This window comes from Pseudomonas fortuita (genome assembly GCF_026898135.2).
GTDB lineage: Bacteria > Pseudomonadota > Gammaproteobacteria > Pseudomonadales > Pseudomonadaceae > Aquipseudomonas > Aquipseudomonas fortuita.
On sequence record NZ_CP114035.2, the window covers coordinates 2,632,510 to 2,649,064 of the forward strand.

The window sequence follows — 16,555 nt, forward strand, 5'->3', positions numbered from 1 at the left end:
ATCTGTTGCCCCGGCTGTTCAAGAGCCGGGGGCAGCACAGCTATCAGAATGTGTACTTCAGCGACAGCATCAGGTTGCGTGGCTCACCGTAAACGTTGCTCGGCACCGCGACAGAGTTGCTGAGGGCGTTGTAGTACTTCTTGTCGAACGCGTTGTTAAGGTTGACGCGCGCATCGATGTGTTCGGTCGGCTTGAACCCCAACATGAAGTCCACCAAGGTGTAGCCATCCTGCTCGATCATGAAGGTGGTGTTCTTGTTGTAGATTCGATTCTGGTGATAAAGGGAGGCTCCGACACGCCACTGGTTGTATTGACCCGGCAGTGTGTAGGACGTGCTCATCTTGAACAGATGGCGGGGTATGTCGGTGTCGAACAGACGGCCCTCGTTTTCTTTCTTGGTATCCTTGACATACTTGGCCTCGGCAAAAGTATAACCGGCAGCCAGTTGCCAATCAGGCGTCAATTGGCCCTGTACCTCCAGCTCTATGCCCTTGCTGCGCACTTTGCCTGCCGCCTCGTAGCACGGGGTAGTCGGGGCAGTAGGGCAACCGTCGGTAAACGATTTCGCACGGTTTTCCTGGTCGATCTGGAAGAGGGCAGCCGATGCGTTCAGTGCCCCGTCGAAGTATTCACCCTTGATGCCCAGTTCATGGTTTTTTCCGGTGATCGGCGCAATGATGTTTTCGGAAGCATCCTTGTAGTTCTGGGGTTTGAAGATATCGGTGTAGCTCACATACACGCTGTGATGCTCGTCGATGTCATAGATCAGGCCGGCGTACTTGGTGACATGCCGGGTGACTTTCAGCTCGCTCGGGGCGGTGCTTTTGTAGGGGGAGGTGGTGGTGTTGTCGTACCAGTCCAGGCGGCTGCCCAGGATCAGCTTCAGCGGGTCGGCCAGGCTCAGGCGTGTGGTGGCATAAACGCTGTTGAGCTTGGCGTTGGTGTTCTGCCAGCCGTACTTGTCCTGGCTCGGCGGTTTTGGTGTGGCGCCAGCATCCCAGTTGTAGAGGTCGATGTTGCTGTTCAGCAAGATGTTGTAGGGCACATCACCGTTGAACACCACCCGCCGGTGGCTGGCGCCGACCACCAGTTCGTGGTCTCGGTCCATCAGGCGAAACGGGCCGCTGGCATAGGCGTCGAAGCTGTTCTGGGTTTCCCGATAGTGCCCCGCGCCGACGAACTGGTTATAGGCCTGGGTGGTGGTGTTAGCGACCAGATAGGTGCCCAGCATGTCGAGGTCGGCCCAGGTTTTGGTGGCCGAGAGGTTGAGCTTCCAGCCATTGTCCAGAATGTGGTCCAGTGCCGCGTAGGCAGAGGCGCTGGTCTTGTCCCAATACTCCCAGTCGCTGCTCAGCGAAGTAGAGCGTGACAAATGCAGGTCGCTGCCGTCAAAGCCCACCGGCAGGCCGGTCCAGCCGTTGCCATTGTTGTTGTCTTGCTGGCGCGATGCACTCAGGGTCAAGGTGGTGCTGTCGTCCAGGTCGGCCTCCAGGATGCCGTAGAACAGGTTGCGTTCGTTTTCCAGTGTGTCTCGGTAGCTGTTGCCGGTCTGATATGCCGTCACCATTCTGCCGCGAACGGTTCCGCTGTCGTTGAGCGCGCCGGAGACATCGACCTCGGTGCGGTAACGGTCCCAACTGCCCATGCTGCCTTCGATGCTGGCCTGGAACTCGCGCGTCGGCCGCTTGCGGATCAGGTTGATCGACGCCGCAGGGTTGCCCGCACCCTGCATCAGGCCGGTGGCACCGCGCACGACTTCGACCCGGTCATACATGGCCATGTCGGCCGACAGCAGGTCCTGGGATACTTGTGAGCTGTCCAGGCTGGTGGGCAGGCCGTCGTACATGATGTTATCGAGGGAAAACCCCCGGGCGTAGTACGAGGATCGTTCGGGGCCAGTCCGGCGCAGGGTGAGCCCAGGAGTGTTCTGCACCACCTCGTTGAGGTTGGCGAGGTTCTGGTCCTCGATGCGTTGGCGCGTGATAACCGTGACCGATTGTGGCGTCTCGCGCAGGGACAATGGCAGTTTGGTCGCCGTCTGCGCTGAACGTGAGGTGTACGAACCTGTGCCTTCGGTGGTGCCAGACAGCAGTGCGCCGGTTACGGTAGTCGCCCCCAGTTCCAGGGCACCTTCGCTGTCCGCTGCCACTTCTATGATGTAGCTGTCCTCACCCTTGAGCACGCGCAGGCCGGTGCCGGTCAGCAACTGGGCGAGGCCATCGCTCACCGAGTAGGTGCCGCTGAGCCCCGGGGTATGCTTGCCAGCGGTCAATTGTGCGTCTGCGGACAGCAAGATGCCGGACTGGCTTGCGAAACGGTTCAGCGCCTGATCAAGGCCCCCAGCCGGGATGGCGTAATGGCGTGTCTGTTCACTTGCGTAGGCCAGTGCGGCAGGCATGGCAAGCAATAAAGGGGCGCCGCCGAGCAAGCTGGCAAGCAGGATGTGGCGGGTCAGCCGTGAACGGGTTGGCGTGGGCAGGTGCGACACTCTGAACGATCCTCTTGAGAAGGCTTGTTGATGGGTTTCAAGAGGTATCCCGTACAACTCGACCAAAACGACAACACCGCACAAACTCTTTTTTGCCATTCCAGGCTGGCAGCAAACGGCCAGCAGTCTTGTGCGTTTCTAAGCCGGGCTGACATTGACCCAGAAGCGCGTCAATCTCTGTATTTTTACGGGCAGCGACTGCTGAACTGCCATCAGCACGCGGTCGGTGTCTGCCAAGGGAAACACCCCCGTCAGTGGCAACTGCGCTACAGCGGGGTCGCAGCGAAGCACACCGGGACGATGGCGAGCCAGCTCGGCGACGAAGTGCCCCAGCGGCATGCGCTCGGCGATCAAGCGGCCGTCTAGCCAGGCGATGGTGTTGAGGTTGGCTGGCCCGAGGTCGCCGAGGCGATTGGCGGAAAACCAGCGACTTTGTCCTGCGTGAAGGCGGCTGGCGGGCGACTGCCGCGGACGCAGCTCCAGCTCGCCTTCAAACAGCTCGACGTGGCTGCCATCCTCACGCTGGTACACGGAAAAGCGTGTGCCCAACGCCTGGATTTCTCCCGCTGCAGTTTCAACGATCAGCGGGCGATGCGCCGGGTCATGACCACTTTCAAGCAACAACTCCCCAGCGAGCAGGCAAATGCGCCGTTCCGACGCGTTGTACCGGATATCAACCGCAGTGCCGCTGTTCAGGCTAAGTTGGCTGCCATCGTCCAGCGAGCGTTGCAAGCGTTCGCCAGTGCCGCTGCGCAGGTCTGCCGTGGCTTCGCGCCAAGGGGATTGTGAATGGACCAGATAGCCGCTCCCGCCGGCCAACAGCAGCGTGCCGAGCAGCTTGAGCGCCTGCCGACGACGTGCATCGGGCAGCTCGCGCAGCACCCCTAGTGCTGTATCCGCTGGGACACCGCTCAGGGTACTTTGCAGGCGCTCCAGGCGTCGCCATGCGCGATCGTGCTCCGGGTCCGCGGCGCGCCATTCAAGAAAGCGCTGCTGTTGCGCCGCTTCGAACTCACCGCTCCATTGCAGCATGAGCCAATGGCTGGCCTGCTCGACGATTGCGGGGGAGAGGGGGGCTTCGCTGACGTTCTTCATTCAGCGTACAGGACCTGATAGCAGGCAGTGATGGCGCGGAGCATGTACTTTTGCACCGAGCTGACGCTGACGTCCAGCCGCGCTGCGATCTGTGTGTAGGTCAGCCCTTCAAATTGCGACAGCAGGAATGCCTCGCGTACCTTTGCAGGCATCTTGTCGAGCATGGCGTCGATCTGCATCAGGGTTTCGATCACGATTGCGCGGGTTTCCAGTGACGGCGTTTCTGGCTCGGGCAGGGCGGCGATGCTCTCCAGATACGCTTGGTGGATACGCTGGCGACGCCACTGGTCTATGACCAGATTGCGGGCGATCTGCACCAGGAATCGACGGCCGTCGCGCTGTTCCGGCAGGCGGCGGGTTACCAGCAGGCGCAGGAAAGTGTCCTGAGCGATGTCCGCCGCCCGCTCGCGATCACCCAGGCGGTGGCGCAGCCAGCCTTGCAGCCAGCCGTGGTGGTCGCGATACAGGCTGTCGATGGGTTGCAGTGGGGCGTCGATGGGCACTTCACCTTTCCGCTAATCAGATGCATATGGGAATTAATCGCGATTGTAAGGTGGTGGGCCGGTTTTGCAAACCGTTGCAGCAACCGTCAGGTGATTGCATGCAAACGGCGCTGGCGTGTTGAACTGGCAAACCAGGTATTTGCCAGTTCACGGGTCGGGCAGCTAGCCAGCAAGGGCCCTGATCAATTGCTCGCTGAAGGCGGGGATATCATCCGGCTTGCGGCTAGTGATCAGGTTGCCGTCCACCACTACCTCTTCATCGACCCAGTCACCACCTGCATTGCGGATATCATCCTGCAATGTCTGGTAACTGGTCATCCGTTTGCCCTTGGCCAGTCCACTCGACACCAGCAGCCAGGCGCCGTGGCAGATCACCGCCAGCGGCTTGCTGGCCGAGTTGTGGCTTTTCACCAGTTTCTGGGCGCCAGGTATCAGGCGGATGGTGTCGGAATTCTGTACCCCACCCGGTAGCACAATGGCATCGTAAAGGTCGAGGTGGGCGCTGTCGAACGTCGCGTCCACCGCAAACTCGTCGGCCGGCTTGTCATGGTTCCAGCCGCGGACAGTGCCTTCCTTGTCACTCAGGATGTCGATCACGGCCCCGTTTTTCTCCAAGGCTTCACGCGGTCCGGTCAACTCCACTTGTTCGAAGCCATCGGTGACCAAAAAGGCTACGCGCTTGCCACTCAGTTTTGCACTCATCGTTCTATCTCCGTTTTCGCCAGGTGTGGATGTGGGACGTCTCGGAAGGGGTGAGAAGTTCCAATGCACTGCTTCAGCGGTAGGGAGGCTGACCGGCTGACCGTTGCAGTTGAACAATTGCGCGGGGCCTGGGCTCTCACTAGCAGGGATAGAACGAGGCGGCCGTCATGAGCATCGAACGCAGCATTCCTGAACTTGAAGCCTGGTACGCGCAGTACGACGACATCAGCTACCGGCGCGAATCGCCGGATGCCTACCACCACGAACTGGTTCGCACCGCCGAGGCGCTGCGGGACGACGGCGCGATTGACTGGGATGACTGGTTGGCGCTGAAGGCACTGGCCGACGAGGCACATATACGGGCAATGGAGGATGCCGTACAGGCTCACGTGAGCGACCCTGACGCATGAAAGCGCTGAAGATCGCCACCTTCAATATCAATGGCATCCGCAGCCGCCTGCCCGCGCTCTTGGCCTGGCTGGAGCGGGAGCAACCGGACATTGCCTGCTTGCAGGAGCTGAAGGCGGCCGATCAGCAGTTTCCGCGCCAGGCCATCGAAGCGGCAGGTTATGGCTGCCTGTATCAGGGGCAACCCTCCTGGAATGGCGTGGCGATCCTGGCGCGCGATAGCGAGCCGCTGGAGGTACGTCGCGGGCTGCCCGGCATGCAGGACGATCAGCAGAGCCGCTATCTGGAGGCTGCGGTGCACGGTGTATTGGTTAGCTGCCTTTACATGCCCAATGGCAACCCGCAACCTGGCCCCAAGTTTGATTACAAACTGCGCTGGTTCGAGTGCCTGATCAAGCATGCCCAAACACTGCAGGGCAGCAGCCACCCTGCGGTGTTGGCGGGCGATTTCAATGTTGTGCCGACCGATCTGGACATCTATAACCCGCGCTCATGGCTCAAGGACGCGCTGCTGCAACCTGAATCGCGGGCGTGTTTCCAACAATTGCTGGCGCAGGGCTGGGTCGATGCTGTTCGTCACCTGTATCCCGAGCAGCGCATCTACACGTTCTGGGACTATTTTCGCAATCATTGGGCGCGCAATGCCGGGCTGCGCATTGATCATCTGCTGCTCAACCCCAGTCTCAGCCCTTATCTGAAGCGGGCGGGTGTGGATGCCTGGGTGCGCAACGAAGCCAAGGCCAGTGATCATGCACCGGTCTGGATCCAGTTGAGCGGGCGTCGCCAGCAGCGCTAGCTGCCAGCGCAGATGCCCGCTGGAACGGGCGGATTGGAAAGGCCTCTGGGCACACATCGGGAAAGTTACACGCACTTCACCTCATCGCGTTCATCTTCAGTCATCAGCGTCGTCTATGCTGATCATTCACCCATGATGCTTGCGATTACACCGAGGACCTGACGTGCGGCTCTATGCGTTCATTACACAGCACATCGAGCTCATTCTCGAGGCTTTTGAGGATTTTGCTCGCACCGTCGAGACCCCTATGCCGGATCTTGATGCTGCAGGCCTGCGTAACCACGCTGAAGCCATGTTGCGAACCGTTGCACTGGACATGGCATCCTCACAGACAGCCCGCCAGCAGTTTGAGAAGTCTCGAGGCATGCAGGCAACGAGCTCGGTCGAAACAGCCGCTCAGGCCCATGCTGTTACCCGGCTGAGTGCCGGGTTCACGCTTGATCAAGTGGTCGCAGAGTATCGTGCGCTGCGTCTTTGGTTTGCGCAGCAGAGGGCTGATGAACCCCATGCTATCGATGATATGGTTCGTTTCAACGAGGCCATTGATCAAGCCTTGAGCGAATCCATCACCTCGTACGGCATCGCGGTGGAGACAACACGGAAACTGGTACTGGGTGTACTTGGGCATGATCTACGAACGCCGATGACGGCAGCCCTTCTGGGCGCCGAGATGTTGAGCCGTAAAGGTCAGCTGAACGAGCGCGACCGAAAAATTGCAGACCAGATTGCGGCCAGTGTGACACGATCCAGGCAAATCGTGACTGATCTACTCGATCTCGCCAAAGCGAACCTGGGGACTGGCATACCCATCCAGAAAGAACCTGTCGACCTTTCCCAGGTGTGCCATACGCTTGTGGACGAGCTTCGCATTTCCCGCCCTGAGATCACAGTTGTCCTGAAGGGCGGCCAGCAAGCATTTGGCCAGTTTGACGTCACCCGGATGGGGCAGGTGTTTTCCAACCTGATAGCCAATGCGTTTCACCACGGTGATCATGCCAGGCCCATCACCGTAACACTGACCCAACGCCCTGAGGCAGTCGAGTTCAGCGTACATAACTGGGGCAAACCCATTGCGCCGGATGTTGTGCCTCATCTATTCAACCCTCAGGCCAGGTACTCCCGATTGGCGTCGGAACATCACGAGGCATCCGGTGGGCTGGGTCTTGGCCTGTTCATCGTCGGCGAGATCGTGGCCCGGCATGGGGGGGCTATCGACGTGGCATCCAACTCGTCATCGGGCACCACCTTCCGCGTATCCCTGCCCCTGGCATGAGCTGGTCACGCCGTCGCTTCCAGTTGCGTATTTTTTCGCCAGCCTCGCAGGTTCATGGCACAGAGGCAGAATTGCAGGATGATCAATGCCCAGGCTTCAGCTTGCCAGCCCCAGACGGCCCACAGCACGTTGCTTGCGATAAAACAACAGAAACCTGCCTTCCTCCGCCCCGGACGGCGCGAACCGATGCACCACGCTGCCAGCACAGTCATCAACATCGCAGGCCATTCAAGTAACCCAATCCAGTATTCCATGACACCTTCCGACTGATGATGGGGTATCTGAAGCCGATCACCTGCCACGCGCTGAGCGCTGGCAGGTGATCGCTTGACTACGCCGCTCGCTGCTCGCCCTTGAGCATCTTTTTCTGCATTTCCATGGCTTGCCCAAGCTCCTCGAGGGTGTCCTTGCTGAGCAGCTTCTTCGCGGTGGGGAACAGTTCGCCTTCCTCTTCCTCGATGTGATGCTCCAGCAACTCTTTCATGACCTTGACCCGCCCGGCGAATTCGACGGTGCCGGTTTCGGTATGCAGGAGGTCGGGCAGAACGAGAGCGTCGACAGTGCGGTGTTCTTCCTTGGCCTCGTAGTACATCTTCGCTTCTTCCTTGCCACCCGCTTGCTTGATGGCCGGGTAGAGTATTTCTTCCTCGAGCGCGGTGTGGATCTGCAACTCCTGCTCGATCCTGTGGAGTAACTCGGCCCGTTTCTTTACGGCACGCTCGGTAGTGGTCGACAGCTCTTCGAGCAGCTTCTTCACGAGCTTGTGGTCCTGGATCAGTAAGTCGATAGCGTTCATGGCGTTCCTCATCACGGATTGAATCAAGCACTTGCTCGAGGTTGAGTACACGCAGAAAGAAACGGTTCAATGATTAAGATGGCTGGCATCCCCTCAGGCGCGCCCGCTGCCCTCGTTACGCAGACCGCCTCTAGCCATCTCTGCGTCGTGAATGTGTGAGTGTGAAACCCACAAGGACTCCCAACGCCGCTGCACCGATCAGCAGCGGCGTTTTGTGTTTTGACTTCCTCCAGCCTCCGTCGATATCCCTCTTGCCATTCGGAGGCTCAAAGAGGTTTCCCGATGAGTCTTCGGCCTTGGGACTGCGATTTATCCAGGCGCCACTGTCAGGCGCTTCTCGTTCCGTACCCGATGCACCGGGGGCAACTGGGACAATGGTGTCGCTGGCCTCGATCCGTAAGAGCTCAAGGGAAGTGCCATCGACCAGGGTCAATGTCAGCCCTTCGACCGTGCCTGCCTCCCGGTTTGGAAAAACGGGTTCACCTGCGGCATCCAGGCTGTCATAGATGAAGCGTGTACCTTCAAGCCAGCCCACGGCGGTGAGAAGTTCAGGGCCGAGATAATACTTCCCGTCCTGGAAGAAGCCTGGAAACTGATGAGCGCGCTCCACGTTTTGCACGCGATAGCGTTCGCCGGATTTCATGCCTGTCGCTTGATCGATCATGTTGAAAACCCCTGTAAATGCAGCTGGCAGATGTCAGCCTTTGCTGTGCTCGTCGGAGGTGGGCCCTGTACCTCGCTTGATGCCGCGCGGGCCAGCAACGCCCCAGATTCCCAGGCCGACTACCGGCAGCGCGAGGATCAGCAGGGCCCAGGCCGCTTTGACTGCATCTGACTTGTCGCTTCTGAAGACGCTGACGATGGCCCACAGATCGATGAGCAAGAGGATTGCCGCCACGGCAATCCAGAAGTAGCTGGCAAGACCGTTCATGACTTCACCTCCTCTATACGTAGTCAGGGCCCAAGGTGCCGGGTGCAGCGCCTGGCACGAGGATGACCTTGCGGCAGTTGTCCTGCTTCTGATCGAACACCTTGTAGCCCATGGCTGCTTCTTCGAGGGCGAGGCGGTGAGTGACGATCAATTCCGGTTGTAGACGGCCTGCTTCGATGTGTTCCAGCAGTTCAGGCAGGTATTTCTGGACATGGGTCTGGCCCATCTTGAAGGTAAGGCCCTTATCGAACGCGTCGCCGAACATGAACCCGTGAATGAAGCCCGCGTACATGAACTCGTGGCCAAAGATATCACCCGCTTCGGGCTCTGGAATTTTGCCTCGGTCGAGGTGCAAATCGGAGCCGCAAATGGCGGTGGCAGTCACCTTGAGGATGATGTCGTCTTCTCGCTCGATGATGGGATCAGGGACGTTGTCGACCCTGACGTCGTTTGCTCCGTGGTAGGTCAGTGCTCTCATGCTCCTAGCTCCTGCATCACAAAAATCGTGGGGGTATGCAGGGGAAGCTTCCAGGCCATGCAAAGTTCAAAACAACAGCTTCAATGGCGATGCTTGAGAACGGGCAGACTGGTCCTGTCTGGGCCATCCACCGACCGGCGGCTACCGAGATTCCCCGATTTGCCAGCAACTTGCACTTGAGCTCACTAGGGTCATTGGCCCCCAAAATTCGGGTATGCAACTGCTCATGCAGTGCCGGGCTCTGCTGATCTGAGGCGAACCGATGGCTAATACGCCCCTGTGATTGAACGAGTCGCAGCATGGAAACGTCTTCAGGGAAGAAGTCCATTACTCTGTGTCGCGAGAGGGTGGGTGTTGATGGGTAATGATGATACGAGTGTGTGCATGCGGGACAAACGAAAATGCAGAATCAAATCCAGGGCAACGATAATCTGCCTTCGAAGCGGCAGGGTACTGCTTGTTCGGAAAAAAGGCGGCAAATGGAATTTCCCAGGTGGTTTGATTGAGCCTGGTGAGAGCCCTCATGCAGCTGCGGCAAGAGAGCTACGTGAGGAGACATCCATTGAAGGGCATGGCCTGCTTTCTTTGTGTTCAATCAGAGTGGGGTCAGGATCGTGTCCCAGGAAGTGGTGTAACTCATCATGGCTCTGGCCACTGAGTTTGCCGTTTAGTTGATCACGGCCGACAGCTTGGCCTGTGGATTATCGCTGACTGCCTCAAAGGCCTCCAACTGCATGTAACGCCGTTGCAGGCACCACTCGTCGTTCTGCTCCAGCAGCATCGCGCCTACCAGACGCGTAATGGCCGGATCGTTGGGGAAAATCCCCACGACGTCGGTGCGGCGTTTGATTTCAGCGTTGAGCCGCTCAAGCGGGTTGGTGCTGTGCAACTGCTGTCGATGAGCCTTGGGAAACGCCATGTGCGCCAGCACTTCATCCTCGCAACCATCCATGAGCGCCGCGATCTTGGGGTATTTTTCGCGTAGCTGATCTGCGACCAAACGCCATTGCTGATGGCATTCGGCACGGCTGTCCTGGGCGAAGACCGTGCGCAGTAGAGCCGCCACCATGGTGCGCTGACCTTTGCCGACGTGGGCCATGGCATTACGCATGAAATGCACACGGCAGCGCTGCCAGGTCGCATTGAAGACCTTGGATACAGCTGCTTTCAGGCCTTCGTGGGCGTCGGAGATGACCAGCTTCACGCCCCGCAAGCCACGTCGCATGAGGCTGCGCAGGAAGTCTGTCCAGAACGGCTCAGCCTCTGACGGCCCAACCCGCATGCCCAGGACTTCGCGGCCACCGTCGGTGTTCACGGCCACGGCGATTATTACGGCGACCGAGACGATGCGTCCGGCCTCCCGCACTTTGACGTAGGTGGCATCGATCCAGAGATAGGGCCAGTCGCCCTCAAGCGGGCGGTCAAGGAAGGCGTGAACGCGCTCATCGATCTCACCGGCTAGCCGTGAGACCTGGCTTTTAGAGATACCGGTCATGCCCATGGCCTTGACCAGCTCGTCCACCGAACGCGTTGAAACGCCTTGGATGTAGGCCTCCTGGATGACTGCCGCCATGGCTTTCTCAGCGGTGCGTCGAGGTTCAAGGAAACCAGGGAAATAGCTGCCTTGGCGCAGCTTGGGAATCTTAAGGTCGACGTCGCCTGCGCGGGTTTGCCAAAGACGATCGCGGTAGCCATTACGGCTATTTGTCCGGTCTGGGCTTTTGACATCGAAGCCCGCGCCGCACAGGCCTTCGACGTCGAACTCCATCATGCGCTGGGCAACGAACTGGATCATTTGCTTGAGCAGATCAGCGTCTGCCCCTTTCTCAACCAACTCGGTCAATGCGATAGTGGGCTTGGTCATCGTGGTTTCTCTGGTGAGTGTTTGGTCTTCGCAAACTCAACGTTAGCCAAGAACCACGATGACCATCCTCTTTGGCCCGCAGGGCACCTTCGGCTGGTTCAGTTACACCACTTCCCGGGACACGATCGGGGTCAGTTGTGCATCACATCTTCACCACCCGATTCCACGAAAATGAGAAGCCCGTTGCCGACCATGAAATTGTCGCGTGTAAGTGGGTGCTTCGCGAAAAGCTTACCCCTGAATTGCTGAATTCCGCAGCTGCCGGGCTCTTGGCAACGCGGTTGCCTGCTCTGACCGCCTGACCAAGGCTGCAAAGTTGTACAGGAAAATAAGTTTGTATCGAAAATCAGACCGGCTGTCTGTTACCTGTATGACTACCGACTACGTCATTGAACTGCCTCCCAGCTTTGCTATGTTGAGGTTTCCGTATAAGACTAAAGTCGTAGGAGGGCGGCATGCGTGTTCGAGGTGATGTGTTTTGGGAATGGGCGGATCCAGTGCTTCATCATCGTACCCATGACGAGGAGCTCGATGACGGCACCACGATTGATGTGCAGGTCAGGCTCTCGCGCACCGGTCAGACGCAAATGTTCATCGGTGTGTATGCCGGCTGTGGAATGGCATTGCACGAAGAAGCGTTCAATTCTCGTCCAGGCGAGTCCATGACTCGAGCTCTGGCCTGGGGTGTTGATAGAGCCAGGCGCCTGGCCACGGATCAATGGCGCAAAGCGGTGCAGGTGGCCTAGGACAGGGTGTAATTCGAGGTTGATCGTTAGACACAGAGGCTGACGGCCAACTGTTCAAGGCGAACTGCTGCATCTGAATTACGGACGGTGAAGAAACCAGGGCTCTCCATCGCCCTGGTGGACTTAGCGGTTGTCTTCCGTCATCCCGCTGTCTTCGTCCTGAATAGCTTGCGACCCTTCGTCCATACCTTGCTCCCGGTCAGATTTGCTGCCAGAGGTATGCCCTCCTTGACCACCGTGTTGGGTTCCACCACCGGCACGCTGAGGATTATCTTCCTTAAGGTTACCGCCGCTGCCTTGCCCTGTTTGTTGATCCTCAGATTTCCCTCCGGGCATTTGACCGCCTTTCTGGCCGGTTTCCGAAGCCTTCTCACGGTCGTTTGCAAAACTACCAGGGTTGGTTTGCGCGGCGCCGCCTTGCTGACCCGCCTTGTCTTGATCGTTCGCCATGATCATGCACCTCGTGTGTTCACACAGAGAGCCTGTGTTTTCTTCCGATGCCCCGCGAGTACTGGAAGCTCCTTTTACTTTTGTACCTGCTGACAGGGTGCGCGAAAGGTCGTCAAGGGCAACCTATTGCGTGATAAAGAACCCTGCCATGGCTTAGCGGTTGTGGCGCGTCGACGATAGCCCAAAGCGGGTGGGCGACTCGGCCCCTGTCCGATTACAGCACTTTATCGAGCGTGATCGGAAACTCCCTTATACGCTTGCCTGTGGCATGGTAGACCGCGTTCGCCACCGCAGCGGCCACCCCGACAACGCCGATTTCGCCTACGCCCTTGGACCCCAGTTCGTTGACAATGTCATCGTGCTCTTCAACGAAGATCACTTCGATATCCCCGCAGTCTGCATTGACCGGGATGTGGTACTCCGCCAGGTTGTGATTGATGATGCGGCCCAACCGGTGGTCGGTCAATGCGGCTTCGTGCAGCGCCATGCCCACCCCCCAGACCACGCCCCCCAGGATCTGGCTGCGTGCGGTTTTGGGGTTGATCACACGGCCTGCCGCCACAGCGCTGACCACCCGGGCTACCTTGATCGTGCCAAGGTCCTCGTCGACGTGAACTTCCACGAATACCGCCGAATGGGTGACGGTGGAGAACGGTTGGCGCCTGGCGCCGGGCTCGGCGTCGATCTGCACTTCGAATTTACCGTTGGGGGCGCTCGCCACGATGTCCGCCAAAGCCCAGCGATGGTTGCCCGCGTGCAGGTAGCCCTCGGTGAAAACGATCTGCTGCCGGGGTGTGTTGGCCACCTGGGGGTATATGTTGCGCGCGTGTTCCAGCACCTGGGTGCGCAGGACATGGCAGGCTTGGCGCACGGCCGAGCCCACCGACGACACCGTGAACGATCCGCCCTGAAGCGGGGCGGTGGGCAGTGAGGAGTCACCCAGCATGAAGGTGACATCCTGCACTTTGACGCCAGCTGCGTCGGCGGCGATCTGAGTCATGACGGTATAGGTGCCGGTCCCGATATCGGTGGTGGCACTGCTGACGGTCAGGTGGCCCTGGGCATTGATGCGCGCCTTGGCACTGGCCTTCATCTGCATGGCTTCCCAGACGCCGCCGGCCATCCCCCAGCCGACCAGTTGGTTGCCATTGCACATGCTGCGCGGTTGGGGAGTGCGGTTATGCCAGCCAAAACGTTCGGCACCTTGCTGGTAGCACGCCAGCAGTGCCTTGCTGGAGTAGGGCTTGCCCTCGTTGGCATTGTTGGCGGCAAAATTGCGGCGGCGCAGCTCTACCGGGTCGATCTGCGCAGCACAGGCGAGCTCATCCATGGCGCACTCCAGCGCAATCATCCCGGACGCGGCCCCAGGCGCCAGCATGTCCAGCGGGGTGTACACATCAAGCGAGGCCAGGCGGTAACTGAGCGCAACGTTATCGCACTGGTACAGCATGCCGCTCCATTCGACCAGGTGTTCGGTGAAGTCCTCGAAGCGGGAGGTCTGGCCAAGCGCATCATGAGCGATCGCAAGCAAACGCCCGTTTGCGTCTGCACCCAGGCGCATGCATTGTTCGGTGCGGGGCCGGTAGCCAAAGGTGAACATCTGCTGGCGGGTCAGTGTGACGCGCACCGAGCGCTTCAGGTGCAACGCCGCCATCACTGCCAGCGGCAACTGGTACTGCGGGCGCAAGCCCGAGCCGAAGGCGCCGCCGACGAACGCCGCGCGCACACGAATGTTTGCCTTGGGCAGGCCGAACACCTTGTGCAGGTAGTCCTGGCAGTTCTGCGTGCCTTGGGTCTTGTCGTGGATTTCCAGAGTGCCGTCGGCCTTGTAGTGCACGGTCGATGCATGGGGCTCCATCGGGTTGTGGTACTCGTTGGCCGTCAGGTACGTGGCATCCACCTGCACCGGCGCTTCGGCAAACTGCCCGGCGAAGTCGCCACGCGGCGCCGGTGTTTCGGCGGGGGCGGCATGCGATTTTTGGCATGCGCCCAGGTCTGTCTGGTGAGCCTCCTCGGCATAGTCGATTTTGATCAGCGAGCCTGCATAGCGGGCCAGTTCCAGGGTTTCGGCGATCACTAATGCCAACGGTTGCCCGCTGTACAGCACTCGATCATTGAACAAGGGCCGAAAAGGCGCCCCCTCGGCAGAGTCGGCATCGCTGTAGTCGTCGTCATAACTGGAGACAGGCGGACGATGGCCATGGTCGAGCACGGCGATTACCCCGGGCACGCGCATGGCCTGCGTGCTGTCGATGCCGAGAACCCGACCGCGGGCGATGGTACTGGACACGACGCTGCCGTGCAGCAGGCCCGTCTGGGGGTATTCGCCCGCATAGCGGGCCTGCCCGGTGACCTTCGCCACACCGTCCACGCGGTCCAGGGGCGTGCCGACTACGGGTGTGCTTGTGATCATGGCCGTGCCCCCCCGTTAGCGGCGCCGCGCGCCGCGTCATCCAATGCCCGCACGATTGCTCGCTGGGCGAGCGTTACCTTGAAACCGTTGTGGCTCAGGGGTTGTGCGCCTTGCAGCAACGTTTGCGCGGCGCGGTTGAAGAGCGCTTCAGAAGGCACCTGGCCGGCCAGCAGGCGCTCCACAGCCGGGTCCCGCCAGGGTTTGTGGGCAACGCCGCCCAGCGCCAGGCGCGCCTGCTGGATCACGTCGCCATCGAAGTTCAAGGCTGCAGCGACTGACACCAGCGCGAACGCGTAGGAAGCGCGGTCGCGTATTTTCAGGTAACGGTAATGGCGTTCGAACACCGGGGGCGGCAGCTCGATGCCTGTCACCAGCTCATCGAATGCCAGTTGATTGTCGCGCTCGGGGGTGTAACCGGGCAGGCAATGGAAATCCGCGAAGGGTATCTGCCGTTCGCCGGACCGCCCCTGTACGTGCACTACGGCTTCGAGCGCTGCCAATGCCACGCACATGTCCGAGGGATGGGTCGCGACACAGGCATCGCTGGCACCCAGAATGGCATGGATGCGGTTCATGCCTGCACGCGCAGGGCATCCGCTGCCCGGTTCGCGCTTGTTGCAGGGGGTGCCGGTGTCGTAGAAGTAGTAGCAGCGGGTACGTTGCAGCAAGTTGCCACCGGTGCTGGCCATGTTCCTCAACTGCGGCGATGCCCCCGCCAGGATCGCGTCTGACAACAGTGGATAATGCTGCTCGATCAACGGGTGCCAGGCCAGGTCGGCATTGCTCAACCGCGCACCGATGAATACGCCGCCGCCAGGGGTAACGTGAATGCCGTTCAGCCCAAGGCCGGAGATGTCGATCAGGCGCTCGGGGCGCACCACGTTTTCCTTCATCAGGTCGACCAGGTTGGTACCCCCGGCGATGAAGTGCGAACAGGCGTCAGCCAGGTTCACCGCTTCGCTGACTGAGGCGGGCTTGTGGTAGCTGAAGGGCGTCATGGGTGCTGCCCTCGTGGTGGTTGGGCGCTGTCCGTCATCAACGGCAGGGCTTCTTCTACCGCAGCGACGATGTTGCCGTAGGCGCCGCAGCGGCAAAGATTGCCGCTCATGTGCTCGCGAATGGCCTCGCGGGTGTCGGCACGTCCCTCGTGAACCAGCCCGACCGCAGAGCAGATTTGCCCCGGGGTGCAGTAACCGCACTGGAACGCATCGTGAGTGATGAATGCACGCTGCATGGGGTGCAGAACGTCGCCGTTGGCCAGCCCTTCGATGGTTACCAACTCAGCCCCGTCGCACATGATGGCCAACGTCAGGCAAGCATTGACGCGCTTGCCATCGCGCAGCACGGTGCAGGCCCCGCACTGGCCATGGTCACAGCCCTTCTTGGTGCCGACCAGGTCCAACTGCTCACGCAGCAGGTCGAGCAAGGTGGTCCAGGGGTGCACCTGCAGTGTTCGGGGATGACCATTGAGGGTCAGGCGGAGGGGGTGTTCTTCAGCCCCATTGGGAGAGATCGCGCTCATGGTAGGTCCTCACGGTCAGGGTTCGCGCAGTCCGCTGCGTCTTTGTTGTGCGACCTGGCCGGCTGAGCAAACGTTCAGCCGGTCAGCCGA

Annotated in this window: 17 protein-coding genes and 3 pseudogenes; 5 read left to right on the forward strand and 15 right to left on the reverse strand. The window is 59.9% G+C overall.

All coding sequences use genetic code 11. The features are described 5' to 3' along the window. Nucleotides 1-43: 43 nt before the first annotated feature. From OZ911_RS12045 to OZ911_RS12060, 4 genes are all read right to left on the reverse strand, one after another. On the reverse strand, nt 44-2,488 hold the full coding sequence (locus tag OZ911_RS12045) for a TonB-dependent siderophore receptor (RefSeq protein WP_054888253.1): 2,445 nt from the start codon (nt 2,486-2,488) through the stop codon (nt 44-46). Between the two features lie 138 nt (nt 2,489-2,626). Continuing rightward, nucleotides 2,627-3,583, reverse strand: coding sequence for a FecR domain-containing protein (locus tag OZ911_RS12050; RefSeq protein ID WP_054888254.1), 957 nt, complete (start codon nt 3,581-3,583; stop codon nt 2,627-2,629). Further along, nucleotides 3,580-4,086, reverse strand: a complete 507-nt coding sequence (locus tag OZ911_RS12055; RefSeq protein ID WP_016486336.1) for a sigma-70 family RNA polymerase sigma factor — start codon at nt 4,084-4,086, stop codon at nt 3,580-3,582. Before OZ911_RS12055 ends, OZ911_RS12050 begins: the two co-directional genes overlap by 4 nt. A gap of 162 nt (nt 4,087-4,248) precedes the next feature. After that, complete coding sequence (locus tag OZ911_RS12060; protein ID WP_016486337.1) at nt 4,249-4,788, reverse strand: type 1 glutamine amidotransferase domain-containing protein; 540 nt, start codon at nt 4,786-4,788, stop codon at nt 4,249-4,251. A 167-nt stretch (nt 4,789-4,955) separates the two neighbouring features. On the opposite strand from OZ911_RS12060, the gene OZ911_RS12065 reads away from it, so the two are divergent. The 3 genes from OZ911_RS12065 (at nt 4,956) to OZ911_RS12075 (ending at nt 7,265) form a co-directional block, all read left to right on the forward strand. After that, nucleotides 4,956-5,198, forward strand: coding sequence for a hypothetical protein (locus OZ911_RS12065; protein WP_054888255.1), 243 nt, complete (start codon nt 4,956-4,958; stop codon nt 5,196-5,198). Beyond that, nucleotides 5,195-5,992, forward strand: a complete 798-nt coding sequence (gene xth / locus OZ911_RS12070) for an exodeoxyribonuclease III (protein ID WP_054888256.1) — start codon at nt 5,195-5,197, stop codon at nt 5,990-5,992. The genes OZ911_RS12065 and xth overlap by 4 nt, the downstream gene beginning before the upstream one ends. 163 nt (nt 5,993-6,155) lie before the next feature. Further along, nucleotides 6,156-7,265, forward strand: coding sequence for a sensor histidine kinase (locus OZ911_RS12075; protein WP_054888257.1), 1,110 nt, complete (start codon nt 6,156-6,158; stop codon nt 7,263-7,265). 5 nt (nt 7,266-7,270) lie between these two features. Here the strand turns inward: OZ911_RS12075 and OZ911_RS12080 are convergent, their stop codons facing one another. From OZ911_RS12080 to OZ911_RS29120, 6 genes and pseudogenes are all read right to left on the reverse strand, one after another. Then, nucleotides 7,271-7,519 (reverse strand): hypothetical protein, encoded by a 249-nt coding sequence (locus OZ911_RS12080; RefSeq protein ID WP_080641017.1) that lies wholly within the window; start codon nt 7,517-7,519, stop codon nt 7,271-7,273. Between the two features lie 77 nt (nt 7,520-7,596). Next, a complete protein-coding gene (locus tag OZ911_RS12085) occupies nt 7,597-8,061 on the reverse strand; it encodes a PA2171 family ribosome-binding persister protein (protein WP_016486340.1) in 465 nt (154 codons plus the stop codon). Nucleotides 8,062-8,377: 316 nt separating this feature from the next. Further along, a pseudogene (locus OZ911_RS12090) lies at nt 8,378-8,725 on the reverse strand (SDR family oxidoreductase); the annotation flags it as partial. 33 nt (nt 8,726-8,758) lie between these two features. Next, a complete protein-coding gene (locus OZ911_RS12095; protein ID WP_016486342.1) occupies nt 8,759-8,992 on the reverse strand; it encodes a PLDc N-terminal domain-containing protein in 234 nt (77 codons plus the stop codon). Between the two features lie 13 nt (nt 8,993-9,005). After that, a pseudogene (locus OZ911_RS29115) lies at nt 9,006-9,284 on the reverse strand (glutathione-dependent formaldehyde dehydrogenase); the annotation flags it as partial. Nucleotides 9,285-9,335: 51 nt separating this feature from the next. Further along, nucleotides 9,336-9,470 (reverse strand): annotated as a pseudogene (locus OZ911_RS29120) (glutathione-dependent formaldehyde dehydrogenase); the annotation flags it as partial. Nucleotides 9,471-9,854: 384 nt separating this feature from the next. On the opposite strand from OZ911_RS29120, the gene OZ911_RS28970 reads away from it, so the two are divergent. Beyond that, nucleotides 9,855-10,145 (forward strand): NUDIX domain-containing protein, encoded by a 291-nt coding sequence (locus OZ911_RS28970; protein ID WP_375341495.1) that lies wholly within the window; start codon nt 9,855-9,857, stop codon nt 10,143-10,145. On the opposite strand, the gene OZ911_RS12110 is transcribed toward OZ911_RS28970, so the two are convergent. Continuing rightward, a complete protein-coding gene (locus OZ911_RS12110; RefSeq protein WP_087534779.1) occupies nt 10,138-11,334 on the reverse strand; it encodes an IS256 family transposase in 1,197 nt (398 codons plus the stop codon). The genes OZ911_RS28970 and OZ911_RS12110 overlap by 8 nt on opposite strands. 455 nt (nt 11,335-11,789) lie before the next feature. On the opposite strand from OZ911_RS12110, the gene OZ911_RS12115 reads away from it, so the two are divergent. Next, the gene (locus OZ911_RS12115) at nt 11,790-12,080 is read left to right on the forward strand and encodes a hypothetical protein (RefSeq protein WP_016486344.1); all 291 of its coding nucleotides are present in this window, start codon (nt 11,790-11,792) and stop codon (nt 12,078-12,080) included. Between the two features lie 123 nt (nt 12,081-12,203). Here the strand turns inward: OZ911_RS12115 and OZ911_RS12120 are convergent, their stop codons facing one another. The 4 genes from OZ911_RS12120 to OZ911_RS12135 all read right to left on the reverse strand — a co-directional run bounded on the left by OZ911_RS12120 (nt 12,204) and on the right by OZ911_RS12135 (nt 16,465). After that, complete coding sequence (locus OZ911_RS12120; protein WP_024717780.1) at nt 12,204-12,530, reverse strand: KGG domain-containing protein; 327 nt, start codon at nt 12,528-12,530, stop codon at nt 12,204-12,206. Nucleotides 12,531-12,744: 214 nt separating this feature from the next. After that, nucleotides 12,745-14,943 (reverse strand): xanthine dehydrogenase family protein molybdopterin-binding subunit, encoded by a 2,199-nt coding sequence (locus OZ911_RS12125; protein WP_054888258.1) that lies wholly within the window; start codon nt 14,941-14,943, stop codon nt 12,745-12,747. Then, nucleotides 14,940-15,941, reverse strand: coding sequence for an FAD binding domain-containing protein (locus tag OZ911_RS12130; protein ID WP_054888259.1), 1,002 nt, complete (start codon nt 15,939-15,941; stop codon nt 14,940-14,942). The genes OZ911_RS12125 and OZ911_RS12130 overlap by 4 nt, the downstream gene beginning before the upstream one ends. Next, on the reverse strand, nt 15,938-16,465 hold the full coding sequence (locus tag OZ911_RS12135) for a (2Fe-2S)-binding protein (protein ID WP_054888260.1): 528 nt from the start codon (nt 16,463-16,465) through the stop codon (nt 15,938-15,940). The genes OZ911_RS12130 and OZ911_RS12135 overlap by 4 nt, the downstream gene beginning before the upstream one ends. Between the last annotated feature and the right edge of the window lie 90 nt (nt 16,466-16,555).